Here is a 26,825-nt window from a genome sequence, read left to right on the forward strand (position 1 = left end):
TGTCTACTCAGCGACGCTGATCTTCAGACCGGCGGCGATGGCAAAAGGTGTCAAGGTCACCGCCAGTGCGGCGAGGCTGGCCAGCCATAACAGGTGGCCGACCGCCGGCAATCCTTGCAGGCTGGCTTGCAGCGCACCGCTGCCGAGAATCAGCACCGGGATATACAGCGGCAGAATCAGCAGCGCCAGCAGCAGGCCGCCGCGTTTGAGGCCAACGGTCAGCGCCGCGCCCACCGCGCCCAGCAGGCTTAGCACTGGGGTACCGAGCAGCAGCGAGAGCAGCAGCACCGGCAGGCAGCGCCCCGGCAAACCAAGCATCAGCGCCAGCAGCGGGGCCAATAGTACCAAGGCCAGGCCAGAGAACAGCCAGTGTGCCAGCACCTTGGCCAAAACCAGAAGAGCCAGGGGGTGCGGCGAAAGGACCCACTGCTCCAGCGAGCCGTCCTCGAAATCACTGCGAAACAGCCCGTCCAGCGAGAGCAATACGGCCAATAGCGCCGCCACCCACACCAGCCCAGGCGAAAGGCTTTGTAACAACTGCGTCTGCGGACCGACGGCCAGCGGGAACAGCGCAATCACGATGGCGAAGAACACCAGCGGGTTGGCCAATTCGGCCGGGCGACGAAACAGCAGCCGCGCCTCACGGGCCAGCAGCAGGCTAAAGACATTGCTCATGACGGACGCTGCCCCAGATCAAGCTCACGGTAACCGGCCGGTTTGACCGTCAACGTATGGTGGGTGGTCAGCACCACCAGGCCGCCCTGCTCACAGTGCGCCGCCAGATGTTGTTCCAGCTGCGCCACGGCATCTTTATCAAGGGCGGTGAAGGGTTCATCGAGTACCCACAGCTGCGGCCCCGGCAGGTACAAGCGGGCCAACGCCACGCGGCGCTGCTGGCCAGCGGACAGGGTGTGACACGGCACATCCTCGAAACCGCGCAGACCTACCGCTTCCAGCGCCTGCCAGATGGCCGCGCGTTCGGCAGGTTGATGCAAGGCGCAAAGCCAGGTGAGGTTTTCCTCGGCTGTCAGCAAGCCCTTGATGCCGGCAGCGTGACCCATCCATAACAGGGTGCGTGCCAGTTCGGCGCGCTGGGTGGCCAACGGCTGGCCATTGAGGCGAATTTCGCCGGCGCTGGGCTGCATCAACCCGGCGAGCAAACGCAGCAGGCTGGTCTTGCCGCTGCCATTGGGGCCGGCCACCTGCAACATCTCGCCGGGAACCAGACGCAGCTCCAGGCGCTCGAAGAGCATGCGCCAGTCCCGCTCACAGGCGAGCGCCACGGCTTCGAGAAGAGGGCTGGTCAAGGCATCGGCACCTAAGATGGCTGGCAAAAGCTGTTCAAGTCGGCAGAGTCTTGGCCGCTATACTGACGCAAGTGGAATGCGCAGCCGAACCAGACGGGGCGCGATTATACATGCCCAGCCCCGCCTCCCGCAGTGGGCATTTTCGACAGGGTGTAACCCGCCAATGAGCGAAATCAGCAGCCCACGGCCGCTCCCACCGACGCCCTCCAGCAGCCGCCCCAATGCCATGGCGGCCGATCTGGCGGTGAAACTGCTGCAGCCCATGCAAGGCCTGCTGGCCAGTGGCGAAACAGCCAAAGCCGAAGTTATCGCCCTGAAGGAAGTAGCGCAAAGCTTTCAGATGCTGCTCAAAATCACTCTGGATAACGGCCGTCAGACCACCCTTGAAGCCAGCAGCCCACGCCCGCTGGCCCAAGGCACCGCGTTGGCTGTGACCGCGCTCTCGGAAACCCGCCTGGCCCTCGCCGTGCTGGCCGGCGGCGACAAGGCACTAACCAGCCTGGATCTGGAGCAATTGCCTATCGGCACCCTGCTGCAAGGCAAAGTGGTGGCGCGCGAACAACTGGTGCAAGGCAAGGCCCAGCAGCTGATCTACAAGGTCGTGCTGAGCCTGCTCAATACGCCCCTGGCCGGCAGCAAGCTGGCGCTGGAAACCCCGCTGCCCCTACCCCTCGGCAGCCTGCTTAGCGCCCAGGTGCAAGGCAGCCAGGCCTTGAATTTCCTGCCACTGAGCGGCCGCCTCGACCAGCTCGCACTGAGCCAGCAGCTGGGCAGCCAAAGCAACCGCCAAGGCTCGCTGGAGGGCCTGTTCAGCAGCTTGCAGGGCTTACGCAGCGCCCCGGGGGTGAGCGAAGGCCTGCGCACCAGCATCGACAAGCTGTTCAATGCCCTGCCCGACGCAGCCCAGCTGACTACCAGCAAAGGCGTGGCGCAGGCCTTGGAGAACAGCGGCATCCTGCTGGAGAGCAAACTGCTCGGCGGCCAGGGCCATGCCCTGCCCAACGATTTGAAAGCCAACCTGCTGCGCCTGATCACCCAGCTGCTGCCGAACCTGCCCCCAGGCACCCCACTGGCCGCGGCAAGCACGGCCAGCTCGGCACTGGCTCAGGCCATGCCCGCCCTGGCGCGCGACCTGCTTGGCAGCATTGGCAAAGCCAGTAGCCGCCAGCAGGCCTTGAACTTCCCGCTGCCCTCCCGCTTGCTGCAGGCGATGGAAGGCGAAGCCGATCTGGAAGCTCTGCTGAAACTCGCCGCGGCGGCCATCTCGCGCCTACAAACCCATCAGCTCTCCAGCCTGGCACAGAGCCAGGTCGGCCCAGACGGCAACCTGCTGACCACCTGGCAGCTGGAGCTGCCGATGCGCAACCAGCAGGAACTGGTGCCCTTGCAGGTGAAAATCCAGCGCGACGAAAGCAACAAGCCGGGCAAGCAGGAGAAAAAAGAGGTCCTGTGGAAAGTCGAACTGGCCTTCGACCTCGACCCGCTAGGGCCTTTGCAGGTGCAGGCGCAGCTGGCCCACGGCCGTCTGTCGAGCCAGCTGTGGGCCGAACGCAGCAGCACTGTCAGCCTGATCGATGCCGAGCTGGACAACCTGCGCCAACGCCTAAATTCGGCCGGGGTGCAGGTCGGCGACATCAGCTGCAGTCAAGGCACGCCACCGCGCGGCCCGCGTACCAACCTGGAACAACGCTGGGTAGATGAAACCGCATGAAGAAGACCACGCCGCGCCAAGCCATTGCCCTGACCTACGACGGCCAGAGCGCGCCGATACTCAGCGCCAAGGGTGACGACGAACTGGCCGAAGCCATCCTGGCCATCGCCCGCGAATACGAAGTGCCGATCTACGAGAATGCCGAACTGGTGCGCCTGCTGGCGCGGCTGGAGCTGGGCGACGCGATTCCCGAGCAGCTGTATCGCTGCATCGCGGAAATAATTGCCTTTGCCTGGTACCTAAAGGGCAAGTGCCCGGCAGGCAGTGAGCGCGACAACGACATCACGCCACCGCTGCGCCTGCTGGAAGGTCCGGCGCGCTGAGTACTGTTTGAAGGTTTGGGGGAATCAGGAACGCTGCAGCTTGCCCTGCTGCATCTTGCTGACCAGCTCGGCCTCGGCCTTGCTCAGACCACAGGACTGGGTCAGATCATCAACACTTGCGCCCATCCCGGCCAAACGTGCGGCCTGGGTAAACGACAGGCTGCTAGGGTCGCGCTGCTCGATCTGGCTGAGCTTGTCTGGCAGAGGTGCCACCACGCGACGCAGCTCGTGCAGCTCCTCGCCCATCTGCACGCTACCGGTCAGGTAGGCATCCAGACGCCGGCTGAGTTCCTTGAGCCGGCGATCACGCACCGCGTCACGCTCGCCCTGCGCTTGCACGGCATTGCGCAGTTGCCGGGTCAACCAGACACATGTGCCGACCAGCCCCAGACAGACCAGGGCCAGCGCGATCAGCAGCACGTCGAGCATGGCTTAGATGCTCTCCAGATCGGACCACTCTTCTTCGCTCATCATCTTGTCCAGCTCGACCAGAATCAGCAGCTCGCCGTTCTTGTTGCAGACGCCCTGGATAAACTTGGCAGACTCGTCGTTGCCCACGTTCGGCGCGGTTTCAACTTCCGATTGGCGCAGATAAACCACCTCAGCCACGCTGTCGACCAAGATACCCACCACTTGCTTGTCAGCTTCGATAATCACGATACGGGTGTTATCGGTCACCTCAGTGGAGTCCAAACCAAAACGCTGACGCGTGTCGATCACGGTCACCACGTTGCCGCGCAGGTTGATGATGCCCAGCACATAGCTCGGAGCACCCGGCACAGGGGCAATCTCGGTATAACGCAGGACTTCCTGAACCTGCATCACATTGATGCCATAGGTTTCGTTGTCCAGGCGGAACGTTACCCACTGCAGAATCGGATCATCAGAACCTTGTGCAGAACTTTTCTTCATGTCCCTAGCCTCGTCATAAACCGCTCGCGGCGGCGATCGCGGGTGTATACCCCGCTGTCGTTACTATAGTTGCAAAGCCGCACTCATCGCGCCGCTCGGCATTATTCAGTGCACGCGGTTGGCCGCCATGCGTTTTGCCGCGCCGCTGGCGATCAGCTCAGCCAGGGATGCGATATCCAGCAGGGCACACATATGCTCGATAACCGTGCCCGCCAGCCATGGCCGCTGAGTACGCTGGCTGCGCCACTTGACCTCGTTCGGGTCGAGGCGGATCGAGCGACTGACCTGATGCACCGCCAGCCCCCACTCATAGCCCTCAACGGAAATCACATACTGCAGCCCTTCGCGAAAATCATCGCGATAACGATCAGGCATGACCCAGCGCGCGGTATCCAGCACCTTCAGGTTGCCCGCCTGGCACGGCAGTATGCCGAGAAACCAGTCCGGCTGGCCAAATAATGGCGTCAGTTCCTGGCCTTCCAGTGGGTAGATAGAACCCAGGCAAACCAGCGGCACGGCCAGGGTCAGCCCAGCCACATCAAACAGCAGGCACTCGAACGGCCCCTGCGCCCACTCCGGCCGACCCTGCAGCACCGGCTCCGGCACCACCAATACCTGGGGAGCGACGTGCACAGTCTCGACCGGCACCTCGGCTTCGGCCACGTGCACCGGCATCTCGACGCTAACGGCAATATCGGCCAGCGGCATTTCAATAGTCGGCAGCACCAGCGGGCGTGGCGCCAGCTCAATCACCGGTTTTGGTGCGATCGGTGCTGGAATGCTACGGGCATCGCGCACCTGCTCCTCGAGCACGGCGGCCTCGAATTCATCCAGGCTGATGCTATCGGCCAATTCGATTGCAGCATCCTGCAGCAAGCCATCCAGATAGGACTGCAAGGCCAGCTGCGGACGTGTAGCGGTGGCAAGGGGACGACTCATGGACTAATCCGTAAAAACAACCCGTAAAAACAATCTGTACAGACTATCGGCCGCGCCTGCGACAGACTTGAGCCGATATATTCAGCATAGCTGCTCATCTCACGCGACCTGCGCGGCAATCTGTTGCGACAGCAGGTGTTTGAGCAGCGCCCGGTAGGCAATCACCCCACGGCTGTTGTTATCAAACTGTGACGGGGTCAGACCGGCCCGGCTGGCATCGCGCAAACGTGTATCGACCGGAATGTAAGCCGGCCACAGGTGTTCCGGATAGCTGTTGCGCAGCACCCGCAGCGTGCCCATGGACGCCTGCGTACGGCGGTCGAACAGGGTCGGCACGATGGTGTACGGCAGCGCTTGCTGGCGCGAGCGGTTGATCATCGCCAGGGTGTTGACCATGCGCTCAAGGCCTTTGACTGCGAGGAACTCGGTCTGCACCGGAATCACCAGCTGCTGACTGGCCGCCAGGGCATTGACCATCAGCACGCCGAGCAAAGGGGGACTGTCGATCACCGCGTGATCGAAATCCTGCCACAGCTGCGCCAGGCTCTTGGCGATCACCAGACCCAGGCCGCTCTGCCCAGGCGACTGGCGCTCCAGCGTGGCCAATGCCGTGCTGGATGGCAGCAGGGAGATCCGCTCGTTACTGGTCGGCAGCAGTAACTGCTGCGGCAGGCCGCGGGGCACATTGCCCTTGTGCTGAAACAGGTCAAAGCTGCTATGTTCCAGGCTATCCGGGTCATGCCCGAAATAACTGGTCATCGAACCGTGGGGGTCCAGGTCGACCACCACCACACGCTTACCGGCGTCGGCCAGAAGCCCCGCCAACGCGATTGATGTGGTGGTCTTGCCGACTCCACCTTTTTGATTGGCTACTGCCCAGACTCTCATCGTTATCATCCTCCCGGAACAGCTGCAGTCTGACCGAGAATGAGGCCACCCTTATGGGGCTGGCGACGGGGGATTGACGGCACCCGCTTGCGGGACCGGCGCTGTGGGTGCCGGTGCAGGTTGCGTGCCAGCCCTCTGCAAGGCGGCATCCGGTTTGGCATTGGCACTGCCCACACCACTGACGCTGCGACGCACATCGAGATTGCGGGAAATCACCAACACCACCCGGCGATTGCGACCGCGGCCTTCTGCGGTGGCGTTATCGGCAACCGGTTGGAACTCACCATAACCGACCGCCGCCAAACGACTGGGATTGACCCCATCCATGCTCAGCATACGCACGATACTGGCAGCCCGCGCGGTGGACAGCTCCCAGTTGGTCGGGAACTGCGCGGTCTGGATCGGCAGGTTGTCGGTAAAGCCCTCGACGTGAACCGGGTTCTCGTAAGGTGCCAGAATTTTGGCAATCTTTTCGATGATGTCGAAAGCGGCATTGTTGGGGATTGCATCGCCGCTGGTGAACAGCAGGCTGGAGCTGAGCTCAATCTCGATCCACAGCTCATTGCCGCTGACCTTGAGCTGCTCGGACTGAATCAGCCCACCAAACGCCTCGCGCACACTGTTGCCGATGTTCTGCAGTTCACTGGCAGACGACTGCGCACTTTCCTCATCAACCAGCGAACGGTCCGGCTCGGTGGTGCGGGGCCGCTCCTCGCCCAGCGGAATCGGCTTGATGGCACGATCCGGCTGGTTGAACACGCCCGTCAGGCTGTCCGAAAGAATCTTGTACTTGCCTTCGTTGATCGAGGAAATCGAGTACATCACCACAAAGAAGGCAAACAGCAAGGTGATGAAGTCGGCGTAGGAAACCAGCCAGCGCTCGTGATTCTCGTGCTCTTCATGGTGACGACGACGGGCCATGGCTCACTCCATCAGTCCATGAAGCCTTGCAGCTTCAATTCGATGGAGCGTGGGTTCTCACCCTCGGCGATCGACAGGATGCCTTCCAGCAGCATTTCGCGGTAACGCGATTGGCGCTGGGCAATAGCCTTGAGCTTGTTGCCAATCGGCAGCAACAACAGGTTGGCAAAGCCGACCCCGTAAATGGTGGCGACAAACGCCACGGCAATCCCGGCACCCAGCTTGCTCGGGTCGGCCAGGTTACCCATCACATGGATCAAGCCCATCACCGCACCGATGATGCCGATGGTCGGCGCATAACCGCCCATGCTTTCGAACACCTTGGCGGCCTGAATATCGCGGCCTTCCTGGGTATAGAGGTCAACTTCGAGGATGCTGCGAATCGCCTCGGGCTCCGCGCCATCGACCAACAGCTGCAAGCCTTTACGGGCATAGGGATCGGTTTCGACATCGGCCACGGCTTCCAGGCCAAGCAGACCTTCCTTGCGCGCGGTCATGCTCCAGCCGACCACCCGGTTGATGCCACCGGCCAGGTCAACCCGCGGCGGAAAGAAGATCCAGCTGATGATCGCCAGAGCGCGCTTGAATACGCTCATCGGAGCCTGCAAGAACGCCGCGCCCAGGGTGCCGCCGATCACGATCAGCGCCGCAGGGCCATTGAGCAAAGCCGCAGCGTGGCCACCTTCCAGGTAGTTGCCGCCCAGAATGGCGACAAAAGCCAGGATGACCCCAATAAGGCTCAGTACATCCATTAAATGCAGGTCTCCGCCAGGTGCCTGCCAATGTCATCCAGCGGGTAGATGGCGTCAGCCAGGTTGGCTTTGACGATGGCCATCGGCATGCCATAGATCACGCAACTGGCTTCGTCCTGCGCCCACACCTGGCTGCCGCCCTGCTTGAGCAGGCGTGCACCCTCGCGGCCATCAGCGCCCATGCCGGTCAGCACCACGGCCAGCACCTTGTCCGCATAGGACTTGGCGACCGAACCAAAGGTGATATCGACGCAGGGTTTGTAGTTCAGACGCTCATCGCCCGGAAGAATTTTGATCACGCCACGGCCATCGACCATCATCTGCTTGCCGCCAGGGGCCAGCAGCGCCCAGCCAGGACGCAGGACATCGCCATCTTCCGCTTCCTTGACGTTGATCCGACAGAGCTTGTCGAGGCGCTCGGCGAAGGCCTTGGTAAAGGCTGCCGGCATATGCTGAATCAGCACGATGGGCGCGGGGAAATTGGCCGGCAACTGGGTCAATACCCGCTGCAGCGCCACCGGCCCACCGGTCGAGGTGCCAATCGCCACCAGCTTGTATGCCTTGCGCTTGGGTGCGGCCGCCGCTGGAGCAGGCGCAGCAGTAGCCGGACGGCCCAAAGGGCTGCCGACAGCTGGGCGTACGGCAGGTTTGGCTTGCGCGGCGGGTACAGCCGTCGGCGCTGCAACCGGTGGCGGGCTCAGGCTGCGGCGGTTACTGCGGGCGATGGTATGAATCTTCTCGCAGAGCAGCTGCTTGACCCGCTCGGGGTTGCGCGAAATGTCTTCGAAGTTTTTCGGCAGGAAGTCGACCGCGCCGGCCTCAAGCGCATCCAGGGTGACCCGGGCACCTTCGTGCGTCAGCGAGGAGAACATCAACACCGGGGTCGGGCAGCGCTGCATGATATTCCGCACGGCCGTGATGCCATCCATCATCGGCATCTCGTAATCCATGGTGATCACATCTGGCTTGAGCGCTTGCGCCTGCTCGATGGCTTCACGGCCGTTAGTGGCTGTGCCGATCACCTGAATATTCGGATCGGCTGAAAGAATTTCCGACACGCGCCGGCGAAAAAAGCCGGAGTCATCTACCACCAACACCTTAACAGCCATAAACACTCCTAAACGGCGCGACTGAAACCTGCGCCGCTAACGATCAGATACGCCGTGCGTAGCGCTTGAGCATGCTCGGCACATCAAGAATAAGGGCAATGCGGCCATCACCGGTGATGGTCGCGCCCGACATGCCGGGAGTGCCTTGCAACATTTTGCCCAGGGGCTTGATCACGACCTCTTCCTGCCCCACCAACTGGTCGACCACAAAGCCGATGCGCTGACTGCCAACCGTAAGAATAACCACATGCCCTTCACCCTGCTCGACATGGGCGGCGCTGCCGACCAGCCAGCGTTTGAGGTAGAACAGTGGCAGCGCTTTGTCACGCACGATCACCACTTCCTGGCCATCGACCACATTGGTGCGCGACAGATCGAGGTGGAAGATCTCGTTGACGTTGACCAGCGGGAAGGCAAACGCCTGATTGCCCAGCATCACCATCAGGGTCGGCATGATCGCCAGGGTCAGCGGTACCTTGATGACGATCTTCGAGCCCTGGCCCTTGACCGAGAACACGTTGACCGTGCCATTGAGCTGATTGATCTTGGTTTTCACCACGTCCATGCCCACACCGCGGCCGGACACATCGGAAATCTCGGTCTTGGTCGAGAAACCCGGGGCGAAAATCAGGTTGTAGCATTCGAATTCGTTGAGGCGGTCGGCCGCGTCTTTATCCAGCAGGCCTTTCTCCACCGCCTTGGCGCGCAATATCTCGGCGTCCATGCCCTTGCCGTCATCGGAGATCGACAAGAGGATGTGGTCGCCTTCCTGCTCAGCTGACAACACCACCTTGCCGCCGCGCTGCTTACCTGAAGCTTCACGCTCTTCCGGGGTTTCAATACCGTGATCAACCGCGTTGCGCACCAAGTGGACCAGGGGATCGGCTAGTGCTTCAACCAGGTTCTTGTCGAGGTCGGTTTCTTCACCGACCAGCTCCAGATTGATCTCTTTCTTGAGCTGGCGCGCCAGATCACGAACCAGACGCGGGAAGCGGCCGAAGACCTTCTTGATCGGCTGCATACGGGTCTTCATCACCGCTGTTTGCAGGTCTGCGGTGACCACATCGAGGTTGGATACGGCCTTCGACATGGCCTCATCGGCGCTGCTGGCACCCAGGCGCACCAAGCGGTTACGCACCAGCACCAGTTCGCCGACCATGTTCATGATCTCGTCCAGGCGCGCAGTATCGACGCGCACCGTGGTTTCCGCTTCGCTGGCTGGTGCGGCTTTGTCTGCTGGCGCAGCGGCCGCTGGAGCCGGAGCTGGAGCCGCCTTGGCCGGTTCGGCTTTGGCTACCGGCTTGGCCGCAGGTTTGGCCACCGGCTTGGGCGCTTCAGCTGGCTTGGCCGGCGCAACGGCAGCGGCCTGGATCGCCTCTGGCTCGACAAACTTGCCTTTGCCATGCAACTGATCCAGCAATGCTTCAAATTCATCGTCGGTGATATCACCGCTCGCCGGTGCCGGTGCTACCGGCTCAGCTTTCGCTGGCGGCGCAGCAGCGGCTGGCGGCGGAACGAACTGGCCCTTGCCATGCAGCTGGTCGAGCAGTGACTCGAACTCGTCGTCGGTAATTTCATCGCCGCTCGCCGCTGTTGCGGCAGGCGCGACTGAGGCTGCTGGTGTGCTGGTCGCCTCAGACGCAGCAAACTGACCCTTGCCATGCAATTGGTCGAGCAATGACTCGAATTCGTCGTCGGTAATTTCATCGCCGCTCGCCGCGGCCGCAACGGGAGCACTGGGTGCCTCATCCAGCGCGCCGAGCAGTTGCTCGAATTCGCTATCGGTAATATCGCCAGCAGCTTCTGGCTCAGGTTCGGCCTCTTGCACCACCTCGTCGGCACCGGCCGGTTCCGCCAGGCGCGCCAAAGCAGCCAAGAGCTCAGGCGTTGCCGGAGTCAGGTCGGTACGCTCGCGCACCTCGGTAAACATACTGTTGACGGAGTCCAGTGCCTCAAGCACCACATCCATCAACGCGGAGTCGACGCGCCGCTCACCCTTGCGCAGGATGTCGAAGACGTTTTCTGCGATATGGCAGCATTCCACCAGCTCGTTGAGCTGGAGAAAACCGGCACCACCTTTGACGGTATGGAAACCGCGAAAGATGGCGTTGAGCAGATTCATGTCGTCCGGGCGGCTCTCCAGCTCTACAAGCTGCTCGGACAGTAGTTCAAGAATCTCGCCGGCCTCTACCAGGAAGTCCTGGAGGATTTCTTCATCGGCGCCGAAGCTCATAGACGTGCTCCTAAAATCCCAGGCTGGAAAGCAGGTCGTCGACATCATCCTGATTGGATGCGACGTCTTCACGCTTATCGGCATGAATCTGCGGACCTTCACCGTGGGAAGGCTCTTTTAATTGTTCTTGTTCGGCACGCAGCAGTTCGTGGTTATGTTCAATGCCCGCGAACTGATCCACCTGGCTGGCCATCAGCACCAGTTTCAACAGGTTGCTTTCGACTTCGGTCACCAGCTGCGTGACGCGTTTGATCACCTGCCCAGTCAGATCCTGGAAGTCCTGAGCCAGCAGAATATCGTTGAGGTGGCCGGACAACTTGGCCCCATCACGCTCACTGCGGGCGAGAAACAATTCGACGCGTTTGGCCAGCTCACGGAAACCATCGGCGCTCATTTCACGGCGCATAAAGCGCCCCCAGTCGACACTGAGGCTCTGCGCTTCATCACTGATGCCATTGACCAGCGGCGCGCTCTGCTCGACCAGATCCATGGTGCGATTGGCCGCTTTCTCGGTCATGGTCACAACATAATTGAGGCGCTCGGTGGCGTCGGTAATCTGCGACACCTCTGTGGCGTGCGGCACCCGCGGGTCCAGCTGGAAATTGACGATGGCGTTATGCAGCTCACGGGTCAGCTTGCCGACTTCATGGTACAGACCGCGATCACGTGCTTTGTTCAACTCATGTATAAGCTGTACGGCTTCACCAAAATTGCCTTTTTCCAGGCTGTCGACCAATTGGCGAGCGTTGTGTTTCAGAGTCGACTCGAGATCACCCTGAGCGGAATCGTTATGTTCCATAGCACCCTCGTGGCAAACATCAGCCGTTGACCCGCTCGAAGATCTTTTCAATCTTCTCTTTCAGCACCTGGGCAGTGAACGGCTTAACCACATAACCGTTTACCCCAGCCTGAGCTGCCTCGATGATCTGGTCGCGCTTGGCCTCTGCCGTCACCATCAACACCGGCAGGGTTTTCAGGCGATCATCCGCACGCACCGCACGCAGCAGGTCGATCCCGGTCATGCCTGGCATGTTCCAGTCAGTCACCAGGAAGTCGAAACTGCCGCTCTGCAGCATGGGCAGCGCGGTGACGCCATCATCGGCTTCCGCGGTGTTGGTGAACCCCAAGTCACGCAGGAGGTTCTTGATGATCCGTCGCATCGTTGAAAAGTCATCAACGATGAGGATTTTCATGTTCTTGTCCAAGTCGACCTCCGTACAGTCCCAAACGCGCCCAGCAACCTGGGTACGCCTTTAATCGTGAAACCGGCCCTGTGTCAGCGCAAACAGCCCGTTGCCTGCAACTCGCTCAATGTGCGCGCCACTCGCCCAAACGAGCGCGCAAGCGGGCGGCACACTGGCTGTGTAACTGGCTAACGCGCGATTCGCTAACCCCCAGTACTTCGCCGATTTCCTTAAGATTTAATTCTTCATCGTAATATAGCGCTAACACCAAGCGCTCGCGCTCCGGCAGGTTGCCGATGGCATCCGCCAGGGCCGCCTGAAAGCGTTCTTCTTCCAGATCACGAGAAGGTTCGAGGTGGTTGCTGCCAGCGTCTTCACCCAGCCCACCATGCTCGCCGTCCTGCAACAGGTCGTCGAAACTGAACAGGCGGCTGCCTAAAGTGTCGCCAAGAATGCCGTAGTAATCCTCGAGACTCAATTGGAGTTCGGCCGCAACCTCTTGATCTTTAGCGTCTCTACCCGTTCTGGCCTCAATTACTCGAATTGCGTCGCTGACCATGCGGCTGTTGCGGTGCACCGAACGCGGGGCCCAATCACCTTTGCGCACCTCATCGAGCATGGAGCCACGGATGCGAATACCGGCAAATGTCTCGAAACTGGCACCTTTGCTGGAGTCGTATTTCTTTGACGCTTCGAGCAGGCCGATCATCCCGGCCTGAATCAAGTCATCGACCTGAACGTTGGCCGGCAGACGGGCTAACAAGTGATAGGCAATGCGCTTGACCAGGGGCGCATAGCGCTCGATCAACTGGTGCTGGGAATCCTGCGCCTGCGCCTTGCTATACATACGAAGTCCAGAGGCTGCTGTCATATGGCCGTGTCTGCGATCGGTTGCTGCACCAGACGCTCAACGAAGAATTCCAGATGACCGCGCGGGTTGGCCGGTAACGGCCAGGCATCGACTTTCTGGGCTATCGCTTTGAACGCCAGCGCGCATTTCGAGCGCGGGAAGGCTTCGTAGACCGCGCGCTGCTTCTGCACGGCCTTGCGCACCGACTCGTCGTAAGGCACTGCACCCACGTACTGCAGGGCAACGTCGAGAAAACGGTCAGTGACTTTAGTCAGCTTAGCAAAGAGGTTGCGACCTTCCTGCGGGCTGTGGGCCATATTGGCCAATACACGGAAGCGGTTCATGCCGTGATCACGGTTGAGCAGCTTGATCAGGGCGTAGGCGTCAGTAATCGAGGTCGGCTCGTCGCACACCACCACCAGCACTTCCTGGGCAGCGCGGACAAAGCTGACCACACCATCGCCAATGCCGGCGGCGGTGTCGATAATCAACACATCGAGGTTGTCGCTGATATCGCTGAACGCCTGGATCAACCCGGCATGCTGCATGGGGCTCAGTTGCACCATGCTCTGGATGCCCGAAGCCGCCGGGACGATGCGAATACCGCCCGGCCCCTGCAGCAGCACATCGCGCAGGTCGCACTCGCCACTGATGACGTTTTCCAGGGTGCGCTTGGCGCTCAGGCCCAGCAGCACGTCGACGTTGGCCAAACCCAGGTCGGCGTCCATCAACATGACGCGACGGCCCAGATCGGCCAACGCCAATGCCAGGTTTACCGAGACGTTGGTCTTACCGACGCCACCTTTGCCGCCGGTCACCGCAATCACCTGTACGGGATGCATACCCATGTTTTCTACACACCTTGTCTAACTACGACTGGAGCCATTTGGCCGGTTATGCGCGGTTCAACCCTTGCAGCGCGACGCTTAACTGGCGCGCTGCGTCGGCTGCTGATAGAGCCCGGCAAACATCTCCGCCATCGTGTCCTCGCTTGGGTCTTGCGCGGCCTGCAGGCCTACGGCCCGGCTGACCAACTGATGACTGCGGGGAACCTGCAAATCATCGGGAATTCGTGGTCCATCAGCGAGATAGGCTACCGGTAGACGCTGGCTAATAGCCAGCCCTAAAACCTCGCCCAGGCTGGTGGCTTCATCCGTCTTGGTGAGGATGCAGCCCGACAAACCACAACGCTTATAACTATGGTAGGCGGCTTTCAGCACTTGGCCCTGGCTGGTGGCTGCCATCACCAGATAATTTCTGGCATTCACGCCGCGGCTAGCGAGGGTTTCCAGCTGCATGCGCAGCGCCGGATCATTGGCCGGCAAACCGGCGGTATCGATCAGCACCACACGCTTGCGCGCCAATGGTGCCAAGGCCTGAGTCAGCGACTGGCCGGGGTCGACCAGGGTCACCGGGACGTTGAGGATGCGCCCCAGGGTCTTCAGCTGTTCCTGGGCACCGATGCGGTAGCTGTCCAGGCTGACCAGGCCAATGTGCTGCGCGCCGTACTTGAGCACGTAGCGCGCTGCCAGCTTGGCCAGGGTGGTGGTCTTGCCCATGCCAGCCGGACCGACCAGGGCGATCACCCCGCCCTCTTCCATCGGCTCCTGCTTCGGCGTCTTGATCGCATGCGCCAGGTGCGCCAGCAGCATGCGCCAGGCCTGACGCGGCTCGGCGACATTGGCAACGCGCTCAAGCAAGGCTTTCGACAATTCGGCGGACAGGCCCATGCGCTGCAAGCGGCGCCACAGGTTGGCCTGCTGCGGACGGCGGTTCTGCAACTGGCCCCAGGCAATCGAGCCCAGTTGCACTTCGATCAATTCACGCAGGCCGTGCAGTTCGAAACGCATGGCATCCAGCGCACGCTGATCGGTTGCCGCAGCAGGCGCGGCCTGAGATTTGCGCATCACGGCCGCCAGGCTGTCAGCAGGCTGGCTCGTAGCCGCGCCAAACAGTTGGCGATCCTTGCCCGCATCGACGTGCGTGCGGGTGGTCAGCTCGGCCTGGGCCGTGGCGATTTTGGCCTGGGTCTTGCGCAGCTCGGCTTCCAGCGCCGGGTTGGGCTGACGGGCCGGTGCGGCAGGCACCTGATAATCCAGCGCGGCGGTGAGTTCGACACCGCCGGCGACCCGGCGATTGCCAATGATCGAGGCATCGGCACCCAGCTCATCACGCACCAGCTTCATGGCGGTACGCATATCGGCGGCGAAAAAGCGTTTGACCTGCATGGCCTGTAACCTCGGTTAGTTCTGCCCCACCGTCGCAACGATGGTGACCTGCTTGTTATCCGGAATTTCCTGGTATGCCAGTACATGGATACTCGGAACCGCCAGCCGCGCGAATCGCGAGAGCATCGCCCGGACCGGACCGGCCACCAGCAGTATCACTGGCTTGCCGAGCATCTCCTGGCGCTGCGCCGCTTCCACCAGGGAACGCTGCAGCTTCTCGGCCATGCCAGGCTCCAGAAGGATGCCCTCCTCGGAGCCTTGACCGGCCTTCTGAATACTGTTGAGCAATATCTGTTCCAACCTGGGTTCCAAGGTGATCACAGGCAGCTCCAGCTCTAGCCCCACAATGCTTTGCACGATTGCCCGGGCCAACGCGACGCGCACCGCCGCCACCATCGCGGCGGGATCTTGACTCTTCACCGCGACATTGGCGATGGCCTCGGCGATGGTGCGGATATCGCGTACCGGCACCTGCTCCTGGAGCAAGGTCTGCAACACCTTGAGCAGGGTCGATAGGGAAATCATCCCCGGCACCAGCTCTTCAGCCAGCTTCGGCGAGCTCTTGGCCAGCAGCTGCATCAACTGCTGCACTTCCTCATGCCCGAGCAGCTCGTGGGCATGTTTGTGCAGCACTTGGTTGAGATGGGTGGCGACCACCGTGCTGGCGTCCACCACGGTGTAACCCAGGGATTGCGCCTGGTCGCGCTGGCTCGGGTCGATCCACACCGCCTCCAGGCCAAATGCCGGGTCTTTGGCGGCGATGCCGTTGAGCGGGCCGAACACCTGCCCCGGGTTGATCGCCAGCTCGCGGTCCGGATACACCTCGGCCTCGGCCACGCTGACGCCCATCAAAGTCAGGCGATAGGCATTGGGCTGCAGATCGAGGTTGTCGCGGATATGCACCGAGGGCATCAGAAAGCCCATTTCCTGGGACAGCTTCTTGCGCACGCCCTTGATCCGCGCCAGCAATTGTCCACCCTGGTTGCGGTCGACCAGCGGAATCAGGCGGTAGCCCACTTCCAGGCCGACCATGTCCACCGGCGTCACGTCGTCCCAACCCAGTTCCTTGACCTCTTGCGCCTTCTGCGCGGGTAGCAGCTCCTGTTGGCGCTGCACCTCCTTGATCTCATCTTCCTTGACCGCACGCCGCTTGTTGGCGATCCAGTAGGCCGCGCCGGCGGCCACCAGGCCCAGGCTGATAAAGGAGAAATGCGGCATACCGGGCACCAGGCCCATGGCGATCATGATTGCGGCGGTCACCGCCAAGGCGCGCGGCGAGGCGAACATCTGCCGATTGACCTGCGCACCCATGTCCTCGGAGCTGGAAACCCGTGTCACCATGATGGCGGCGGCGGTGGACAGCAACAGCGACGGAATCTGCGCCACCAGGCCGTCACCGATGGTTAGCAGGGTGTAGATACGCCCGGCATCGGCAAAGCCCAGGTCATGCTGGAGGATGCCGATCGCCATGCCACCAATCAGGTTGATAAACAGAATCAACAGGCCGGCGACGGCGTCACCGCGGACGAACTTGCTGGCACCGTCCATCGAGCCATAAAAGTCGGCTTCCTGCGACACCTCGGAGCGACGCCTCTTGGCTTCGGGCTGGTCGATCAGGCCGGCGTTGAGGTCAGCGTCGATGGCCATCTGCTTGCCAGGCATGGCATCCAGGGTAAAACGCGCACTGACTTCGGAGATACGCCCGGCACCTTTGGTCACCACCACGAAGTTGATGATCATCAAAATGGCGAACACCACGATACCGACCACGTAGTTGCCGCCGATCACCACCTCACCGAACGCCTGGATCACCTTACCCGCGGCGTCATGGCCGTCCTGGCCGTGCAACAACACCACCCGCGTCGAGGCCACGTTGAGCGCCAGGCGCAGCAAGGTGGCCGCCAGCAGAATGGTCGGGAATACGGCGAAATCCAGCGGACGCAGGGCATAGATCGCCACCAGCAGCACGACGATGGACAGGGCAATACTGAAGGTAAACAGCACATCGAGGAGAAACGGCGGAATCGGCAGCATGACCATGCCGAGCATGACCAGCAGCAACAACGGGATGCCCAGATTGCCCTGGCGCAACCCCGAGAGGTTGCTGCGCGCATCGGTGAGCATTTGCGAGCGATCTATTGCCACTTCCCTACCCCAGCCAATTCAAACTTTTGACGCTAAACGCGCCTTTGCTGGGGTTTTGCAAGAAGCTGTCCAACTTTGCCGGGCCGGGCAATATCCTTGGGCCGCAAGCCACTGGCTACTCGTCGCGGCGTAAATCCGGCGGAATCGGCAAGTTGTTCAACGGTGCAGGCCGCTTGCCCTTGCCCGCCTGGTACTGGCGCAGCTGGTAGACGTAAGCCAGCACCTGGGCGATAGCCAGATACAGGCCTGCGGGGATTTCCTGATCGAGCTCGGTGGAATAAAACACCGCCCGCGCCAGGGCTGGCGATTCCAGCACCATGACCTTGTGCTCGTTGGCGATTTCGCGAATCTTCAAGGCGGTGAAGTCGCCGCCCTTGGCCAGCAGTACCGGCGCATTGCCCTTGGCCGGATCGTATTTCAGCGCCACGGCGAAGTGCGTCGGGTTGGTGATGACCACATCGGCATCCGGCACCGACTGCATCATGCGCCGCTCGGCCATTTCACGCTGCAACTGACGGATGCGCTGCTTGACCTCGGGCTTGCCCTCGCTGTCCTTATACTCGTCGCGCACTTCCTGCTTGGTCATCATCAGCTTCTGTTTGTTGCTCCAGAGCTGGAACGGCACATCGACCGCCGCAATCAGGATCAACCCGCAGGACATCCACAACGCACTCCAGCCCACCACATTCATGGCGTGCAGGATCGCCGACTCGATCGGCTCATGGACGATGGCCATCAAATCGTCCTGCCAGGCTGAAAGCACCGAGATGCCCACCAGCAGAATCACCATGAACTTGGCCAAAGCCTTGAGCAACTCGACCAGGGCCTGGGTGGAAAACATCCGCTTGAGCCCCGCCAGCGGATTCATCCGGCTGAATTTCGGGGCCATGGCCTCAAACGAGAACAACCAGCCACCCAGCGAAATTGGCCCGACGATCGAGACGATCAGCAGCAACACCAGCAAGGGAAACAGCGCTTCCAAGGCGATCTGCCCGGACGCCGCCAGCCACAGGCCCATGCTGCGTTCATCCATGATCACCTCACGCGACAGGGCGAAATTGCCACGCATGATGCCCAGCATGGCATTGCCAATGCTGCCGCCAAAACTCAGCAAACCGCCGAAGCCGCCCAGGGTCACGGCCAGGGTGTTGAGCTCTCTGGAGCGCGCGATCTGGCCCTTCTCACGGGACTCGCGCAGGCGTTTGTCCGTGGGCTCTTCACTTTTATCGGCACCGCTTTCTGACTCAGCCATGCTCGCCCCTTACCGTGCCCGGACCATTTCACGCAGCCACTGCAGGGCTTCGCTGGCGAAAACCTGGTACTGCGCGAGGATATCGGCCATGCCGATCCAGACGATGAATAGACCCAGCACCAGGGTCAGTGGAAATCCGATGGAGAAGATATTCAGCTGCGGCGCGGCGCGGGTCATCACCCCGAACGCCAGGTTGATCACCAGCAGCGCAGTGATTGCTGGCAGCACCAGCAACAGGGCCGAACCCAGCACCCAGCCGAGTTTATTGGCGATATCCCAGTAGCTGTCGACCAGAAAGCCGCTGCCCACTGGCAGGGTGAAGAAGCTTTCGGCCAGCACCTCGAACACCACCAGATGGCCATTCATGGCGAGAAACAGCAGGGTCACCAGGATCATAAACACCTGACCGATCACCGGCACCGAGATGCCGTTGGCCGGGTCGACCATGGAGGCGAAGCCCAGGCCCATCTGCATCGCGACGATCTGCCCGGCAATCGCAAAAATCTGGAAGAACAGCTGCAGGATAAAGCCCATCATCAGGCCGATGAGGATTTCCTGGGAGACCCAGATAAACGCCTGCAGGTTGAGCGCATCGACCACCGGCATCGGCGGCAGGGTCGGCATGATCGCGATGCAGATGGCCAAGGCCAGGTACAGCCGCACCCGAGCCGACACCAGCTGGGTACCGACGATCGGCATAAACATCAGCAGCGCAGTGATGCGGAACAGCGGTAAGACAAAACTGCCGACCCAGGCCCCGATCTGCGCGTCGCTTAGCTCGAGCATGTCAGCCGATCAACAGCGGAATATTCATGATCAGGTTCTCGGTGTACTCCATCAGCTCGCGCACCAGCCAGGGGCCGGCAAAGATCAGCACCAATAGAATCACCAGCAGCCTCGGCAGAAAGCTCAGGGTCTGTTCGTTGATCTGGGTGGCGGCCTGAAACATCGCCACCAGCAGGCCCACAATCAGGCTCGGCACCACCAGAATCGCCACAATCATCGCGGTCAGCCAGAGGGCATCACGCACCAGATCGACCGCTACCTCAGGCGTCATCGCTAGGTGCCTCCGAAGCTGGCGGCCAGGGTGCCCATGATCAGCGCCCAGCCATCAATCAATACAAACAGCATGATCTTGAACGGCAGGGAAATGATCAGCGGCGAGAGCATCATCATGCCCATGGCCATCAGGATGCTCGCCACCACCATGTCGATGATCAGGAACGGGATAAAGATCATAAAGCCGATCTGGAACGCGGTTTTCAGCTCGGAGGTGACAAACGCCGGCACCAGAATGGTCAGCGGCGCATCCTCCGGGCTAGCGATGTCGGTACGCTTGGACAGCCGCACGAACAACTCCAGATCGCTTTCACGGGTCTGCGACAGCATAAAGTTCTTGATCGGCCCCTCGGCCTTGACGATGGCATCCTGCGCCGTCATCTGCTCATTCAGATAGGGCTGCAGCGCCTCGCGGTTAATCTGGTCGAACACCGGAGCCATGATAAACATGGTCAGGAACAGGGCCATGCCGACCAGGATCTGGTTCGAGGGCGTCTGCTGCAGGCCTAGGGCCTGACGCAGAATCGAGAAGACGATAATGATCCGGGTGAAGCTGGTCATCAGCATGACAAACGCCGGGATAAAGCTCAGCGCGGTCATGATCAGCAGAATCTGCAGGCTGACCGAATACTCCTGCTGCCCGGCCGTATCGGTGCTCAGGGTGATCGCAGGAATCGACAGCGGGTTGCTGCCCGACTGAATCAAGGTGCTGGCAGTCGGCGGATCGGCGGCGAACGCAAGCGAAGCACCCAGGCTAAAAACCAATACCAGCAACACACGCAACATCACGATTTGTCCTTCTGATCCTTGCCCAACAGTTCCATCAGGCGCTGGGCAAACTCGCCGGAGGCCGGCTCCGCATCGGGCAGATGCACCGGTTCTTTCAGTACATGCAAGGGCGTGATCGCGCCTGGGGTCAGCCCCAGCAGCACTTGCTCTGCACCCACCTGCACCAGCACCAGGCGATCACGCGGCCCCAGGGCCTGGGTCGCCAGCACCTTGATCACCTGGCCGCCCCGCGGGACGATCTGCTGCACCCGGCGCATCAGCCAGGCCAGCAGGAAGATCAGGCCGATCACCAGCAGCAGGCCCAGCAACAGCTGCACCAGCTGCCCGCCCATGCCGGTGTCGCTCAGCGGTGCAGCCGCCTGCGTCGCAGGGGCCGCAGCCGCCGCGAAGGGTAATGCCAGGCCCAGCAGAAGGAAGCGACGCATGTTCAACGCAGCTTCTTGATGCGTTCACTCGGGCTGATCACGTCGGTGAGGCGGATGCCGAACTTCTCGTTCACCACCACCACTTCGCCGTGAGCAATCAGGGTGCCGTTGACCAGCACATCCAGCGGCTCGCCGGCCAGGCGATCGAGCTCGATCACCGAACCCTGGTTGAGCTGCAGCAGGTTACGGATGGTGATATCGGTGTTGCCCACTTCCATCGAGATCGACACCGGAATGTCCAGAATCACATCCAGGTTCGGCCCCTCCAGATTAACCGGCAGGTTGGCCTTGGGCATGCTGTCGAATTCTTCCATCGGCGCACGCGGCGCTGCCGGTGCAACCGAGTCACTGGCCGCCAGCATGGCATCGATGTCGTCCTGACCGGCATCACCGGCTTCGGACAACGCGGCCGCCCACTCATCGGCGAGCGCCTGTTCTTCAGGGGAGGTGGCTTCGTTTTCGTTTTCGTCTGCCATCGTAGATCCTCGGCTGGCGTTAAATGGGGGGATTAGCGGGTACGCTCAATGGGGCCGAGCACCTGCAAAGCCAGCTTGCCTTTGTGCGCCCCCATCTTGACCTTGAATGAGGGCACGCCGTTGGCGCACAGCACCACGTTTTCCGGCAGCTCCACCGGTATCACATCACCGGGTTGCATATGCAGAATGTCGCGCAGTTTGAGCTGACGACGAGCAACAGTCGCGCCCAGGGGCACGCTGACGCCGAGAATGTCTTCACGCAGCGCCTTGATCCAGCGCTCATCCTGATCGTCGACATCGGACTGGAAGCCGGCGTCGAGCATCTCGCGAATCGGCTCAATCATCGAATAGGGCATGGTGATGTGCAGGTCGCCGCCGCCACCGTCCAGCTCGATATGGAAGGTGGAGACCACAATCACTTCACTGGGGCTGACGATGTTGGCCAGCGCCGGGTTCACCTCCGAGTTGACGTACTCGAAGTTGATATCCATCACCGCATGCCAGGCTTCCTTGAGGTCGATAAAGGCCTGGTCCAGCACCATGCGCACCACGCGCAGCTCGGTTGGGGTGAATTCGCGGCCTTCGATCTTGGCGTGGCGGCCATCGCCGCCGAAAAAGTTGTCGACCAGCTTGAACACCAGCTTGGCGTCGAGAATAAACAGACCGGTGCCGCGCAGCGGCTTCATCTTCACCAGGTTGAGACTGGTCGGCACGTACAGCGAATGCACGTACTCGCCGAACTTCATCACCTGCACCCCGCCCACAGCCACATCGGCGGAGCGGCGCAGCAGGTTGAACATGCTGATACGGGTGTAACGGGCGAAGCGCTCGTTGATCATTTCCAGCGTCGGCATGCGCCCGCGGACGATGCGGTCCTGGCTGGTCAGGTCATATTGCTTGACGCTTCCCGGTTCGGCTTCCTCCTCGGTATCAACCAGGCCGTCATCAACGCCATGCAGCAGCGCATCGATCTCGTCCTGGGAAAGTAGGTCTTGCACAGCCATATGCCGCTCCTGATTACTGCAACACGAGGTTGGTGAACAGCACTTGCTCGACCGTAACCTTGCCGGTTTCTTTCTCGGCCAGTTCCTGCACGCTGGCGGTCGCTTGCTGACGCAACATTTCCTTGCCCACCGGGGTGATCAAGGACGCAAAGTCCTGACCGGAAAACAGCATCACCAAACGGTTGCGCAGCACCGGCATATGCACCTTGAGAGCATCCAGCGCCGCCTGATCGCGGGTCATCAGGGCCACGCTGACCTGCATATAGCGTGGACGCCCCTGATGAGTAAAATTCACCACAAAGGCCGGCGACAGCTCTTCATAGATCGCCGCCTGCTTGACTGGCACCGCAGGCTCAGCGGCTGCATCGGTCTTGGCTTCGTCGGCGGCATCGCCACCTTTCTTGCTCAGAAAGAACCAGGTGCCACCCACGGACAGGCCCACGGCCAGAATCACGGTGAGGGCAATGATGATGATCAACTTCATTTTGCCGGCTGGTTTCGCCTCGGCATTTGCCGGTGCTTGCGCTGCTTCTTTCTTAGCCATGCCAATAATCCGTCGCTATTCGGAGTTCTATCCGTTTTCAAAGGGTTAAGAGCAAGTGTTATGCCAGTTTGTCAGCAAACTTGCTCGATGCGGGTTGCCCAGCACCGCAAGGAGCACGGCCGGCATATGCAGCGTCGTTCAATCACCCCAAACAAAATCGCCCGGCTCCCACGAATGGGAGCCGGGCGAAATGCAGTTTAGATCAGTGCGCTCGGCAACTACAGCAGCACGCGCGCTGGCAGGCCGTCTTTAATCGCGCAGCGGCAACGCCAGTGGATTTATAACAACCGGCTAGGCGTAGTAATCGACCAGGCCACGGGCGCTACTCACACCTGCACTGGGCAATTCGACACCGCCTGCACGCAGCTCGTCATCGCCACCCAGCAGCTCGCCATCGGCACCGCCACGCCCCTTGCCGTCACTTTCCTGACCTTGCCAGCCGCGTCCCAGGGATTGGTCGGAGACGTTCACATCCATCAGGTTCATGCCCTGCTGGGCAAACATCTCACGCAAGCGGTGCATCTGCGCATCCAACGCATCACGCACCCCGGCATGCGGGCTGGCGAAGGTCACCTGGCTTTGTTCCTGGTTGACACTGATGCGCACCTCCAGTCGCCCCAGTTCAGCCGGGTCGAGCTGAATCTCGGCCGATTTCAGGTTCTGGCTGGACATCACCATCACCCGATCGACCACCGCCTCACTCCAGCCTCCCTGCTGCATGGGTATCGGCTGACCGCCCAGCAACGGCGCGCGCGCGACTTGAGTCGTCTGTTGGGTTATCGCCTGAGTCAGGGCGTTGAGCTTGCTGACGAAGTTTTCTGCCGTGTTATTGGCCGTCCCCTCCTTCAGTGCCTCCAGGCCTTTACCGGTCAAGGCTTCCAACTGCAGCTCCGGCAGCTCCAGGGTTTCGCCTTCGGTCGGCACCTCATCCGTGACCAGCTGGCTCGCCAGCATACTCTGACCAACGCTTTGCGTCGCCAGATTAGCCTGCGCCAGCGGCGCTGTTACGACCTGTTCGGCTTGCGCCTTGTCCTTCGCACCTATTTCCAGCGCCATACGCACGGCAGGCAACTGGTTGAGCGCATCCAGTTCAGGGTCGAAACTGGCCTCAGTCATGCTCGCCGGTCCCGAGCTGGTCAGGTTGCCCGAGGTCACCAGCAATGGCTCGACTTCGCTCGTCACCTCCGGCTCGTCAATCAGCTCGACAGTCTCTTCCGTCACCGGCAGCTCACCGGTAATCCCCAGCAACAGCAGAGGGTCGAGGACTGCACCCTCGATTGCCGGGTCACTCGGCAAAGGCTTGCCGCTATCGGCAAGCTCAGGCTGGCCGACGGCATTCGCCGCCTGCGGGTCTTCGCTGTCTTCGTCGCAGGTTTTGCTCTCGCGAGCAGGCTTGGCGGGTGCTTCGGCGCGCTCGGCAGCCTTGGCCTGACGCTCCTTGGCGTACACCTGGGAAAAGCTGGAAGCCTCGTTCTTATTGGGCTCAGCCGGTTTTTCCGGCGCTTTCGCGGGAGCAGCCCGAGATTTTACTTCAGGTGCCGACTTGAGCAGCAGATCGGGGGCAACGGACATGGATACTCTCCGTTCGGGGTTGGTCGTGCGGAGGGTTTTGCAAGGGCCGGGCCAACTTGCTGGCGGGCAGGATCAACAGGTGTGAAGCGCAGGGTTGCTCGTACCCAGCAGGATCAGTGCCGATAACGCTGGCGCTCGGACTTCAGCAGAATCCGCACGATGGCAAACTCGCGTTCGATCTGTTCAACCAGCTCCGGGGCCTGTTCCAGCTGCTCACGCCGCCCGGCCTCCTCCAACTGCTTGCACAGGCTGGCCAGCAGCAGCGCACCCATATTGCTGCAACTGCCCTTGAAGCTATGCGCGGCCAGGCGCAGGGTCTGGGCATCCGCGGCCTGCTCAGCCTGACGCAACACCAGTAGACGCTCTTCCGAATCGACCAGAAAGGTATCCAGCAGCACCGGATATTCGTCTTCCATGACATCCTGCAAAGCCGCCAATACAGCGCTATCAAGGTGAATATCTGACAACGGCTCGCTCCCTTCGCGTGGTACGCCGGATTATGCCCCAGGCAACCAGGAAAACTCCACGCGCACCCCCGGTTCGCCATCGCCCCAGCTGCAACGCTCGCTCAATTGCCTGACCAGTGCCAGGCCGCGGCCACTCAGGCTGTGCGCATCACGCGGCTGAACCGGCAGCCGCCGTGCATCGAAGCCCGAACCGCTGTCCTCGACTCGCACAATCAAACGACCACCGCCGGCCTCGGGTAGCAACTGCAGGTGAAAACGCACAAACCCATCGGTCAGCGCGGCCAACCGCACACTGCGCTGCCGGTAGTACTCGGCAAAGCCTTCGGCATTCGCCTTGAGCGCCGAGTCCAGCCCCAGTACGCCATGCTCGAGGGCATTTGAATACAGCTCGGCCAGCACACTGAACAACGCGCCGCCCTGGGGCCGCAGCCCTTGCACCTCCAGCAGCAGCTGCAAAAGGAACGGCAGCGGATTGAAGTGACGCAGGGTTTCCCCGCGAAACTCGAAGCTGGCCGACCAGTCCAGCGAATGGCTCTGGCCATTGTCGGCAAAGGCCAGCGGCGGCCGGTTCAGGTCGCCATCCTCGACCAGGCTGACTTCCAGCAGGCTGACGTCATCCTGCTGCTCGCCACTGAACAGGGTCAGCGCCTGCTGGATCTCGGCAAACAGCGCCAGGGGCTGCTGATTGGACTCGAACACCTCAAGCAAGCGGCCTTCACCGAACAGCTCAGCCTGCTTGTTACAGGCCTCCAGCACACCATCGGAGAGCAGAAACACCCGATCGCCCAACGCCAGCGGGTAGACCTCGTATTTGTCATTGAACGCGGTAGGCTCCAGCACCCCCAGCGGCAGATGGCGCGAGACCAGCGGCAAGCGCTCGCCGTTGCCGCGTAGCAGGTAACCGTCCGGCAAACCGCCGTTCCACACTTCGACCACTTGGCGCTGGAAGCTGATATTAAGCACGCTGGCGCAGCAGAACACCCCGACCGGGAGAATGCGCTTGAGCTTGGCATTGATCTCGCGCAGCACTTCGGCCAGCGAATAGCCCTTGGCCGTCATGCCGTAGAACACCTCGGCCAGCGGCATCGCACCGATGGCGGCGGGCAAACCGTGACCAGTGAAGTCGCCCAGCAGCACATGCATACCGCCGGAAGGCTTGAAGGCGGCCAGCAGCAGATCGCCGTTAAACACCGCGTAAGGCGATTGCAGGTAACGGATATTCGGCGCATCCAGGCAGCCCGAATGGGTCACCTTGTCGAACACCGCCTTGGCCACGCGCTGCTCGTTGAGCAGGTGCTCGTTGTGCTTGGCAATCAGGTCACGCTGCTGCAGCACGGTGTCCTGCAGACGGCGCAGGCGATCCATGGCCTTGATCTTGGCTTCGAGAATGACCCGGTTGTAGGGCTTGGCGAGAAAGTCGTCGCCGCCGGCCTCCAGGCAGCGCACCAGGGCTTCGCCTTCGGTCAGCGAGGTCAGGAAGATGATCGGCACCAGCTCTTCGCCGGCGCTTTGCTTGATCCGCCGCGCCGCCTCGAAGCCATCCATGATCGGCATCAAGGCGTCCATCAGCACCAGCTGCGGGCGCTCTGCCTCGAACAGCGAGACTGCCTCCAGGCCGTTGCTGGCGGTCAATACGCGGTGCCCCTGGCGGCTGACGATGGTTGACAACAACATGCGGTCGGCCGCGTTGTCCTCGGCGATCAGGATGGACAGACGTTCAGGCATGACTGGGTGC

The 26,825-nt window shown here is 61.3% G+C and carries 29 protein-coding genes; 2 read left to right on the forward strand and 27 right to left on the reverse strand.

Annotated features, from left to right (window positions below):
• Positions 1–3 precede the first annotated feature (3 nt).
• Entirely contained in the window at positions 4–675 is a 672-nt protein-coding gene (gene ccmB, locus WBK23_RS18520; RefSeq protein ID WP_424485394.1) for a heme exporter protein CcmB, read from the reverse strand.
• Complete coding sequence (gene ccmA / locus WBK23_RS18525) at positions 672–1,307, reverse strand: cytochrome c biogenesis heme-transporting ATPase CcmA (RefSeq protein ID WP_424485395.1); 636 nt, start codon at positions 1,305–1,307, stop codon at positions 672–674. Before ccmA ends, ccmB begins: the two co-directional genes overlap by 4 nt.
• Positions 1,308–1,470: 163 nt before the next feature.
• Between ccmA and WBK23_RS18530 the strand changes: the two genes are divergently transcribed.
• Positions 1,471–3,018 (forward strand): flagellar hook-length control protein FliK, encoded by a 1,548-nt coding sequence (locus WBK23_RS18530; protein ID WP_424485396.1) that lies wholly within the window; start codon positions 1,471–1,473, stop codon positions 3,016–3,018.
• The gene (locus WBK23_RS18535) at positions 3,015–3,341 is read left to right on the forward strand and encodes an EscU/YscU/HrcU family type III secretion system export apparatus switch protein (protein ID WP_424485397.1); all 327 of its coding nucleotides are present in this window, start codon (positions 3,015–3,017) and stop codon (positions 3,339–3,341) included. Before WBK23_RS18530 ends, WBK23_RS18535 begins: the two co-directional genes overlap by 4 nt.
• A 24-nt stretch (positions 3,342–3,365) precedes the next feature.
• Here the strand turns inward: WBK23_RS18535 and WBK23_RS18540 are convergent, their stop codons facing one another.
• From WBK23_RS18540 to WBK23_RS18660, 25 genes are all read right to left on the reverse strand, one after another.
• Positions 3,366–3,770 (reverse strand): DUF2802 domain-containing protein, encoded by a 405-nt coding sequence (locus WBK23_RS18540; RefSeq protein ID WP_424485398.1) that lies wholly within the window; start codon positions 3,768–3,770, stop codon positions 3,366–3,368.
• 3 nt (positions 3,771–3,773) lie between these two features.
• Positions 3,774–4,253 carry a chemotaxis protein CheW gene (locus WBK23_RS18545; RefSeq protein WP_090252131.1) on the reverse strand — a complete coding sequence of 160 codons (480 nt, stop codon included), beginning with the start codon at positions 4,251–4,253 and terminating at the stop codon, positions 3,774–3,776.
• Between the two features lie 105 nt (positions 4,254–4,358).
• On the reverse strand, positions 4,359–5,192 hold the full coding sequence (locus WBK23_RS18550) for a CheW domain-containing protein (RefSeq protein WP_424485399.1): 834 nt from the start codon (positions 5,190–5,192) through the stop codon (positions 4,359–4,361).
• A 99-nt stretch (positions 5,193–5,291) separates the two neighbouring features.
• Positions 5,292–6,080, reverse strand: coding sequence for a ParA family protein (locus WBK23_RS18555; RefSeq protein ID WP_424485400.1), 789 nt, complete (start codon positions 6,078–6,080; stop codon positions 5,292–5,294).
• 51 nt (positions 6,081–6,131) lie between these two features.
• Entirely contained in the window at positions 6,132–7,001 is an 870-nt protein-coding gene (gene motD / locus WBK23_RS18560) for a flagellar motor protein MotD (RefSeq protein ID WP_424485401.1), read from the reverse strand.
• An 11-nt stretch (positions 7,002–7,012) separates the two neighbouring features.
• Positions 7,013–7,753, reverse strand: a complete 741-nt coding sequence (locus tag WBK23_RS18565; RefSeq protein ID WP_424485402.1) for a flagellar motor protein — start codon at positions 7,751–7,753, stop codon at positions 7,013–7,015.
• Positions 7,753–8,862: a protein-glutamate methylesterase/protein-glutamine glutaminase gene (locus WBK23_RS18570; protein WP_424485403.1), complete on the reverse strand. Its 1,110-nt coding sequence runs from the start codon at positions 8,860–8,862 to the stop codon at positions 7,753–7,755. Before WBK23_RS18570 ends, WBK23_RS18565 begins: the two co-directional genes overlap by 1 nt.
• A 43-nt stretch (positions 8,863–8,905) precedes the next feature.
• Complete coding sequence (locus WBK23_RS18575) at positions 8,906–11,095, reverse strand: chemotaxis protein CheA (RefSeq protein WP_424485404.1); 2,190 nt, start codon at positions 11,093–11,095, stop codon at positions 8,906–8,908.
• A 10-nt stretch (positions 11,096–11,105) separates the two neighbouring features.
• On the reverse strand, positions 11,106–11,894 hold the full coding sequence (locus WBK23_RS18580; RefSeq protein ID WP_424485405.1) for a protein phosphatase CheZ: 789 nt from the start codon (positions 11,892–11,894) through the stop codon (positions 11,106–11,108).
• Positions 11,895–11,913: 19 nt separating this feature from the next.
• Positions 11,914–12,288, reverse strand: a complete 375-nt coding sequence (locus WBK23_RS18585) for a chemotaxis response regulator CheY (protein ID WP_090254048.1) — start codon at positions 12,286–12,288, stop codon at positions 11,914–11,916.
• A 115-nt stretch (positions 12,289–12,403) separates the two neighbouring features.
• The gene (gene fliA, locus WBK23_RS18590; protein WP_424485406.1) at positions 12,404–13,150 is read right to left on the reverse strand and encodes an RNA polymerase sigma factor FliA; all 747 of its coding nucleotides are present in this window, start codon (positions 13,148–13,150) and stop codon (positions 12,404–12,406) included.
• Positions 13,147–13,977, reverse strand: coding sequence for a flagellar synthesis regulator FleN (gene fleN / locus WBK23_RS18595; RefSeq protein ID WP_424485407.1), 831 nt, complete (start codon positions 13,975–13,977; stop codon positions 13,147–13,149). The genes fliA and fleN overlap by 4 nt, the downstream gene beginning before the upstream one ends.
• A gap of 78 nt (positions 13,978–14,055) precedes the next feature.
• Positions 14,056–15,357, reverse strand: a complete 1,302-nt coding sequence (gene flhF / locus WBK23_RS18600) for a flagellar biosynthesis protein FlhF (RefSeq protein ID WP_424485408.1) — start codon at positions 15,355–15,357, stop codon at positions 14,056–14,058.
• 15 nt (positions 15,358–15,372) lie between these two features.
• Positions 15,373–17,481, reverse strand: coding sequence for a flagellar biosynthesis protein FlhA (gene flhA, locus WBK23_RS18605; protein WP_424485409.1), 2,109 nt, complete (start codon positions 17,479–17,481; stop codon positions 15,373–15,375).
• A gap of 136 nt (positions 17,482–17,617) precedes the next feature.
• Positions 17,618–18,754 (reverse strand): flagellar biosynthesis protein FlhB, encoded by a 1,137-nt coding sequence (gene flhB / locus WBK23_RS18610; protein ID WP_424485410.1) that lies wholly within the window; start codon positions 18,752–18,754, stop codon positions 17,618–17,620.
• A gap of 9 nt (positions 18,755–18,763) precedes the next feature.
• A complete protein-coding gene (gene fliR, locus WBK23_RS18615) occupies positions 18,764–19,540 on the reverse strand; it encodes a flagellar biosynthetic protein FliR (RefSeq protein WP_424485411.1) in 777 nt (258 codons plus the stop codon).
• Position 19,541: 1 nt separating this feature from the next.
• Positions 19,542–19,811, reverse strand: coding sequence for a flagellar biosynthesis protein FliQ (gene fliQ / locus WBK23_RS18620; RefSeq protein WP_424485412.1), 270 nt, complete (start codon positions 19,809–19,811; stop codon positions 19,542–19,544).
• A 2-nt stretch (positions 19,812–19,813) separates the two neighbouring features.
• Positions 19,814–20,599, reverse strand: coding sequence for a flagellar type III secretion system pore protein FliP (fliP, locus tag WBK23_RS18625; RefSeq protein WP_424485413.1), 786 nt, complete (start codon positions 20,597–20,599; stop codon positions 19,814–19,816).
• Entirely contained in the window at positions 20,599–21,027 is a 429-nt protein-coding gene (gene fliO / locus WBK23_RS18630) for a flagellar biosynthetic protein FliO (protein ID WP_424485414.1), read from the reverse strand. The genes fliP and fliO overlap by 1 nt, the downstream gene beginning before the upstream one ends.
• Before the next feature lie 2 nt (positions 21,028–21,029).
• Positions 21,030–21,503, reverse strand: a complete 474-nt coding sequence (fliN, locus tag WBK23_RS18635; RefSeq protein WP_424485415.1) for a flagellar motor switch protein FliN — start codon at positions 21,501–21,503, stop codon at positions 21,030–21,032.
• Positions 21,504–21,535: 32 nt separating this feature from the next.
• Complete coding sequence (gene fliM, locus WBK23_RS18640) at positions 21,536–22,507, reverse strand: flagellar motor switch protein FliM (protein WP_424485416.1); 972 nt, start codon at positions 22,505–22,507, stop codon at positions 21,536–21,538.
• 13 nt (positions 22,508–22,520) lie between these two features.
• Positions 22,521–23,051, reverse strand: a complete 531-nt coding sequence (gene fliL, locus WBK23_RS18645; protein WP_424485417.1) for a flagellar basal body-associated protein FliL — start codon at positions 23,049–23,051, stop codon at positions 22,521–22,523.
• 291 nt (positions 23,052–23,342) lie between these two features.
• Positions 23,343–24,623 carry a flagellar hook-length control protein FliK gene (locus WBK23_RS18650; RefSeq protein WP_424485418.1) on the reverse strand — a complete coding sequence of 427 codons (1,281 nt, stop codon included), beginning with the start codon at positions 24,621–24,623 and terminating at the stop codon, positions 23,343–23,345.
• A 113-nt stretch (positions 24,624–24,736) separates the two neighbouring features.
• On the reverse strand, positions 24,737–25,090 hold the full coding sequence (locus WBK23_RS18655) for an Hpt domain-containing protein (protein ID WP_424485419.1): 354 nt from the start codon (positions 25,088–25,090) through the stop codon (positions 24,737–24,739).
• Positions 25,091–25,120: 30 nt separating this feature from the next.
• Positions 25,121–26,815 carry a SpoIIE family protein phosphatase gene (locus WBK23_RS18660; protein ID WP_424485420.1) on the reverse strand — a complete coding sequence of 565 codons (1,695 nt, stop codon included), beginning with the start codon at positions 26,813–26,815 and terminating at the stop codon, positions 25,121–25,123.
• Between the last annotated feature and the right edge of the window lie 10 nt (positions 26,816–26,825).

Source organism: Pseudomonas sp. (assembly GCF_049653025.1).
Classification (GTDB): domain Bacteria; phylum Pseudomonadota; class Gammaproteobacteria; order Pseudomonadales; family Pseudomonadaceae; genus Aquipseudomonas.

Coding starts and splice junctions, on each gene's coding strand:
- ccmB (WP_424485394.1), bottom strand. CDS start 675: ATGAGCAATGTCTTTAGCCTGCTGCTGGCCCGTGAGGCGCGGCTGCTG.
- WBK23_RS18530 (WP_424485396.1), top strand. CDS start 1,471: ATGAGCGAAATCAGCAGCCCACGGCCGCTCCCACCGACGCCCTCCAGC.
- WBK23_RS18535 (WP_424485397.1), top strand. CDS start 3,015: ATGAAGAAGACCACGCCGCGCCAAGCCATTGCCCTGACCTACGACGGC.
- WBK23_RS18540 (WP_424485398.1), bottom strand. CDS start 3,770: ATGCTCGACGTGCTGCTGATCGCGCTGGCCCTGGTCTGTCTGGGGCTG.
- WBK23_RS18545 (WP_090252131.1), bottom strand. CDS start 4,253: ATGAAGAAAAGTTCTGCACAAGGTTCTGATGATCCGATTCTGCAGTGG.
- WBK23_RS18550 (WP_424485399.1), bottom strand. CDS start 5,192: ATGAGTCGTCCCCTTGCCACCGCTACACGTCCGCAGCTGGCCTTGCAG.
- WBK23_RS18555 (WP_424485400.1), bottom strand. CDS start 6,080: ATGAGAGTCTGGGCAGTAGCCAATCAAAAAGGTGGAGTCGGCAAGACC.
- motD (WP_424485401.1), bottom strand. CDS start 7,001: ATGGCCCGTCGTCGTCACCATGAAGAGCACGAGAATCACGAGCGCTGG.
- WBK23_RS18565 (WP_424485402.1), bottom strand. CDS start 7,753: ATGGATGTACTGAGCCTTATTGGGGTCATCCTGGCTTTTGTCGCCATT.
- WBK23_RS18570 (WP_424485403.1), bottom strand. CDS start 8,862: ATGGCTGTTAAGGTGTTGGTGGTAGATGACTCCGGCTTTTTTCGCCGG.
- WBK23_RS18575 (WP_424485404.1), bottom strand. CDS start 11,095: ATGAGCTTCGGCGCCGATGAAGAAATCCTCCAGGACTTCCTGGTAGAG.
- WBK23_RS18580 (WP_424485405.1), bottom strand. CDS start 11,894: ATGGAACATAACGATTCCGCTCAGGGTGATCTCGAGTCGACTCTGAAA.
- WBK23_RS18585 (WP_090254048.1), bottom strand. CDS start 12,288: ATGAAAATCCTCATCGTTGATGACTTTTCAACGATGCGACGGATCATC.
- fliA (WP_424485406.1), bottom strand. CDS start 13,150: ATGACAGCAGCCTCTGGACTTCGTATGTATAGCAAGGCGCAGGCGCAG.
- fleN (WP_424485407.1), bottom strand. CDS start 13,977: ATGGGTATGCATCCCGTACAGGTGATTGCGGTGACCGGCGGCAAAGGT.
- flhF (WP_424485408.1), bottom strand. CDS start 15,357: ATGCAGGTCAAACGCTTTTTCGCCGCCGATATGCGTACCGCCATGAAG.
- flhA (WP_424485409.1), bottom strand. CDS start 17,481: ATGCTCACCGATGCGCGCAGCAACCTCTCGGGGTTGCGCCAGGGCAAT.
- flhB (WP_424485410.1), bottom strand. CDS start 18,754: ATGGCTGAGTCAGAAAGCGGTGCCGATAAAAGTGAAGAGCCCACGGAC.
- fliR (WP_424485411.1), bottom strand. CDS start 19,540: ATGCTCGAGCTAAGCGACGCGCAGATCGGGGCCTGGGTCGGCAGTTTT.
- fliQ (WP_424485412.1), bottom strand. CDS start 19,811: ATGACGCCTGAGGTAGCGGTCGATCTGGTGCGTGATGCCCTCTGGCTG.
- fliP (WP_424485413.1), bottom strand. CDS start 20,599: ATGTTGCGTGTGTTGCTGGTATTGGTTTTTAGCCTGGGTGCTTCGCTT.
- fliO (WP_424485414.1), bottom strand. CDS start 21,027: ATGCGTCGCTTCCTTCTGCTGGGCCTGGCATTACCCTTCGCGGCGGCT.
- fliN (WP_424485415.1), bottom strand. CDS start 21,503: ATGGCAGACGAAAACGAAAACGAAGCCACCTCCCCTGAAGAACAGGCG.
- fliM (WP_424485416.1), bottom strand. CDS start 22,507: ATGGCTGTGCAAGACCTACTTTCCCAGGACGAGATCGATGCGCTGCTG.
- fliL (WP_424485417.1), bottom strand. CDS start 23,051: ATGGCTAAGAAAGAAGCAGCGCAAGCACCGGCAAATGCCGAGGCGAAA.
- WBK23_RS18650 (WP_424485418.1), bottom strand. CDS start 24,623: ATGTCCGTTGCCCCCGATCTGCTGCTCAAGTCGGCACCTGAAGTAAAA.
- WBK23_RS18660 (WP_424485420.1), bottom strand. CDS start 26,815: ATGCCTGAACGTCTGTCCATCCTGATCGCCGAGGACAACGCGGCCGAC.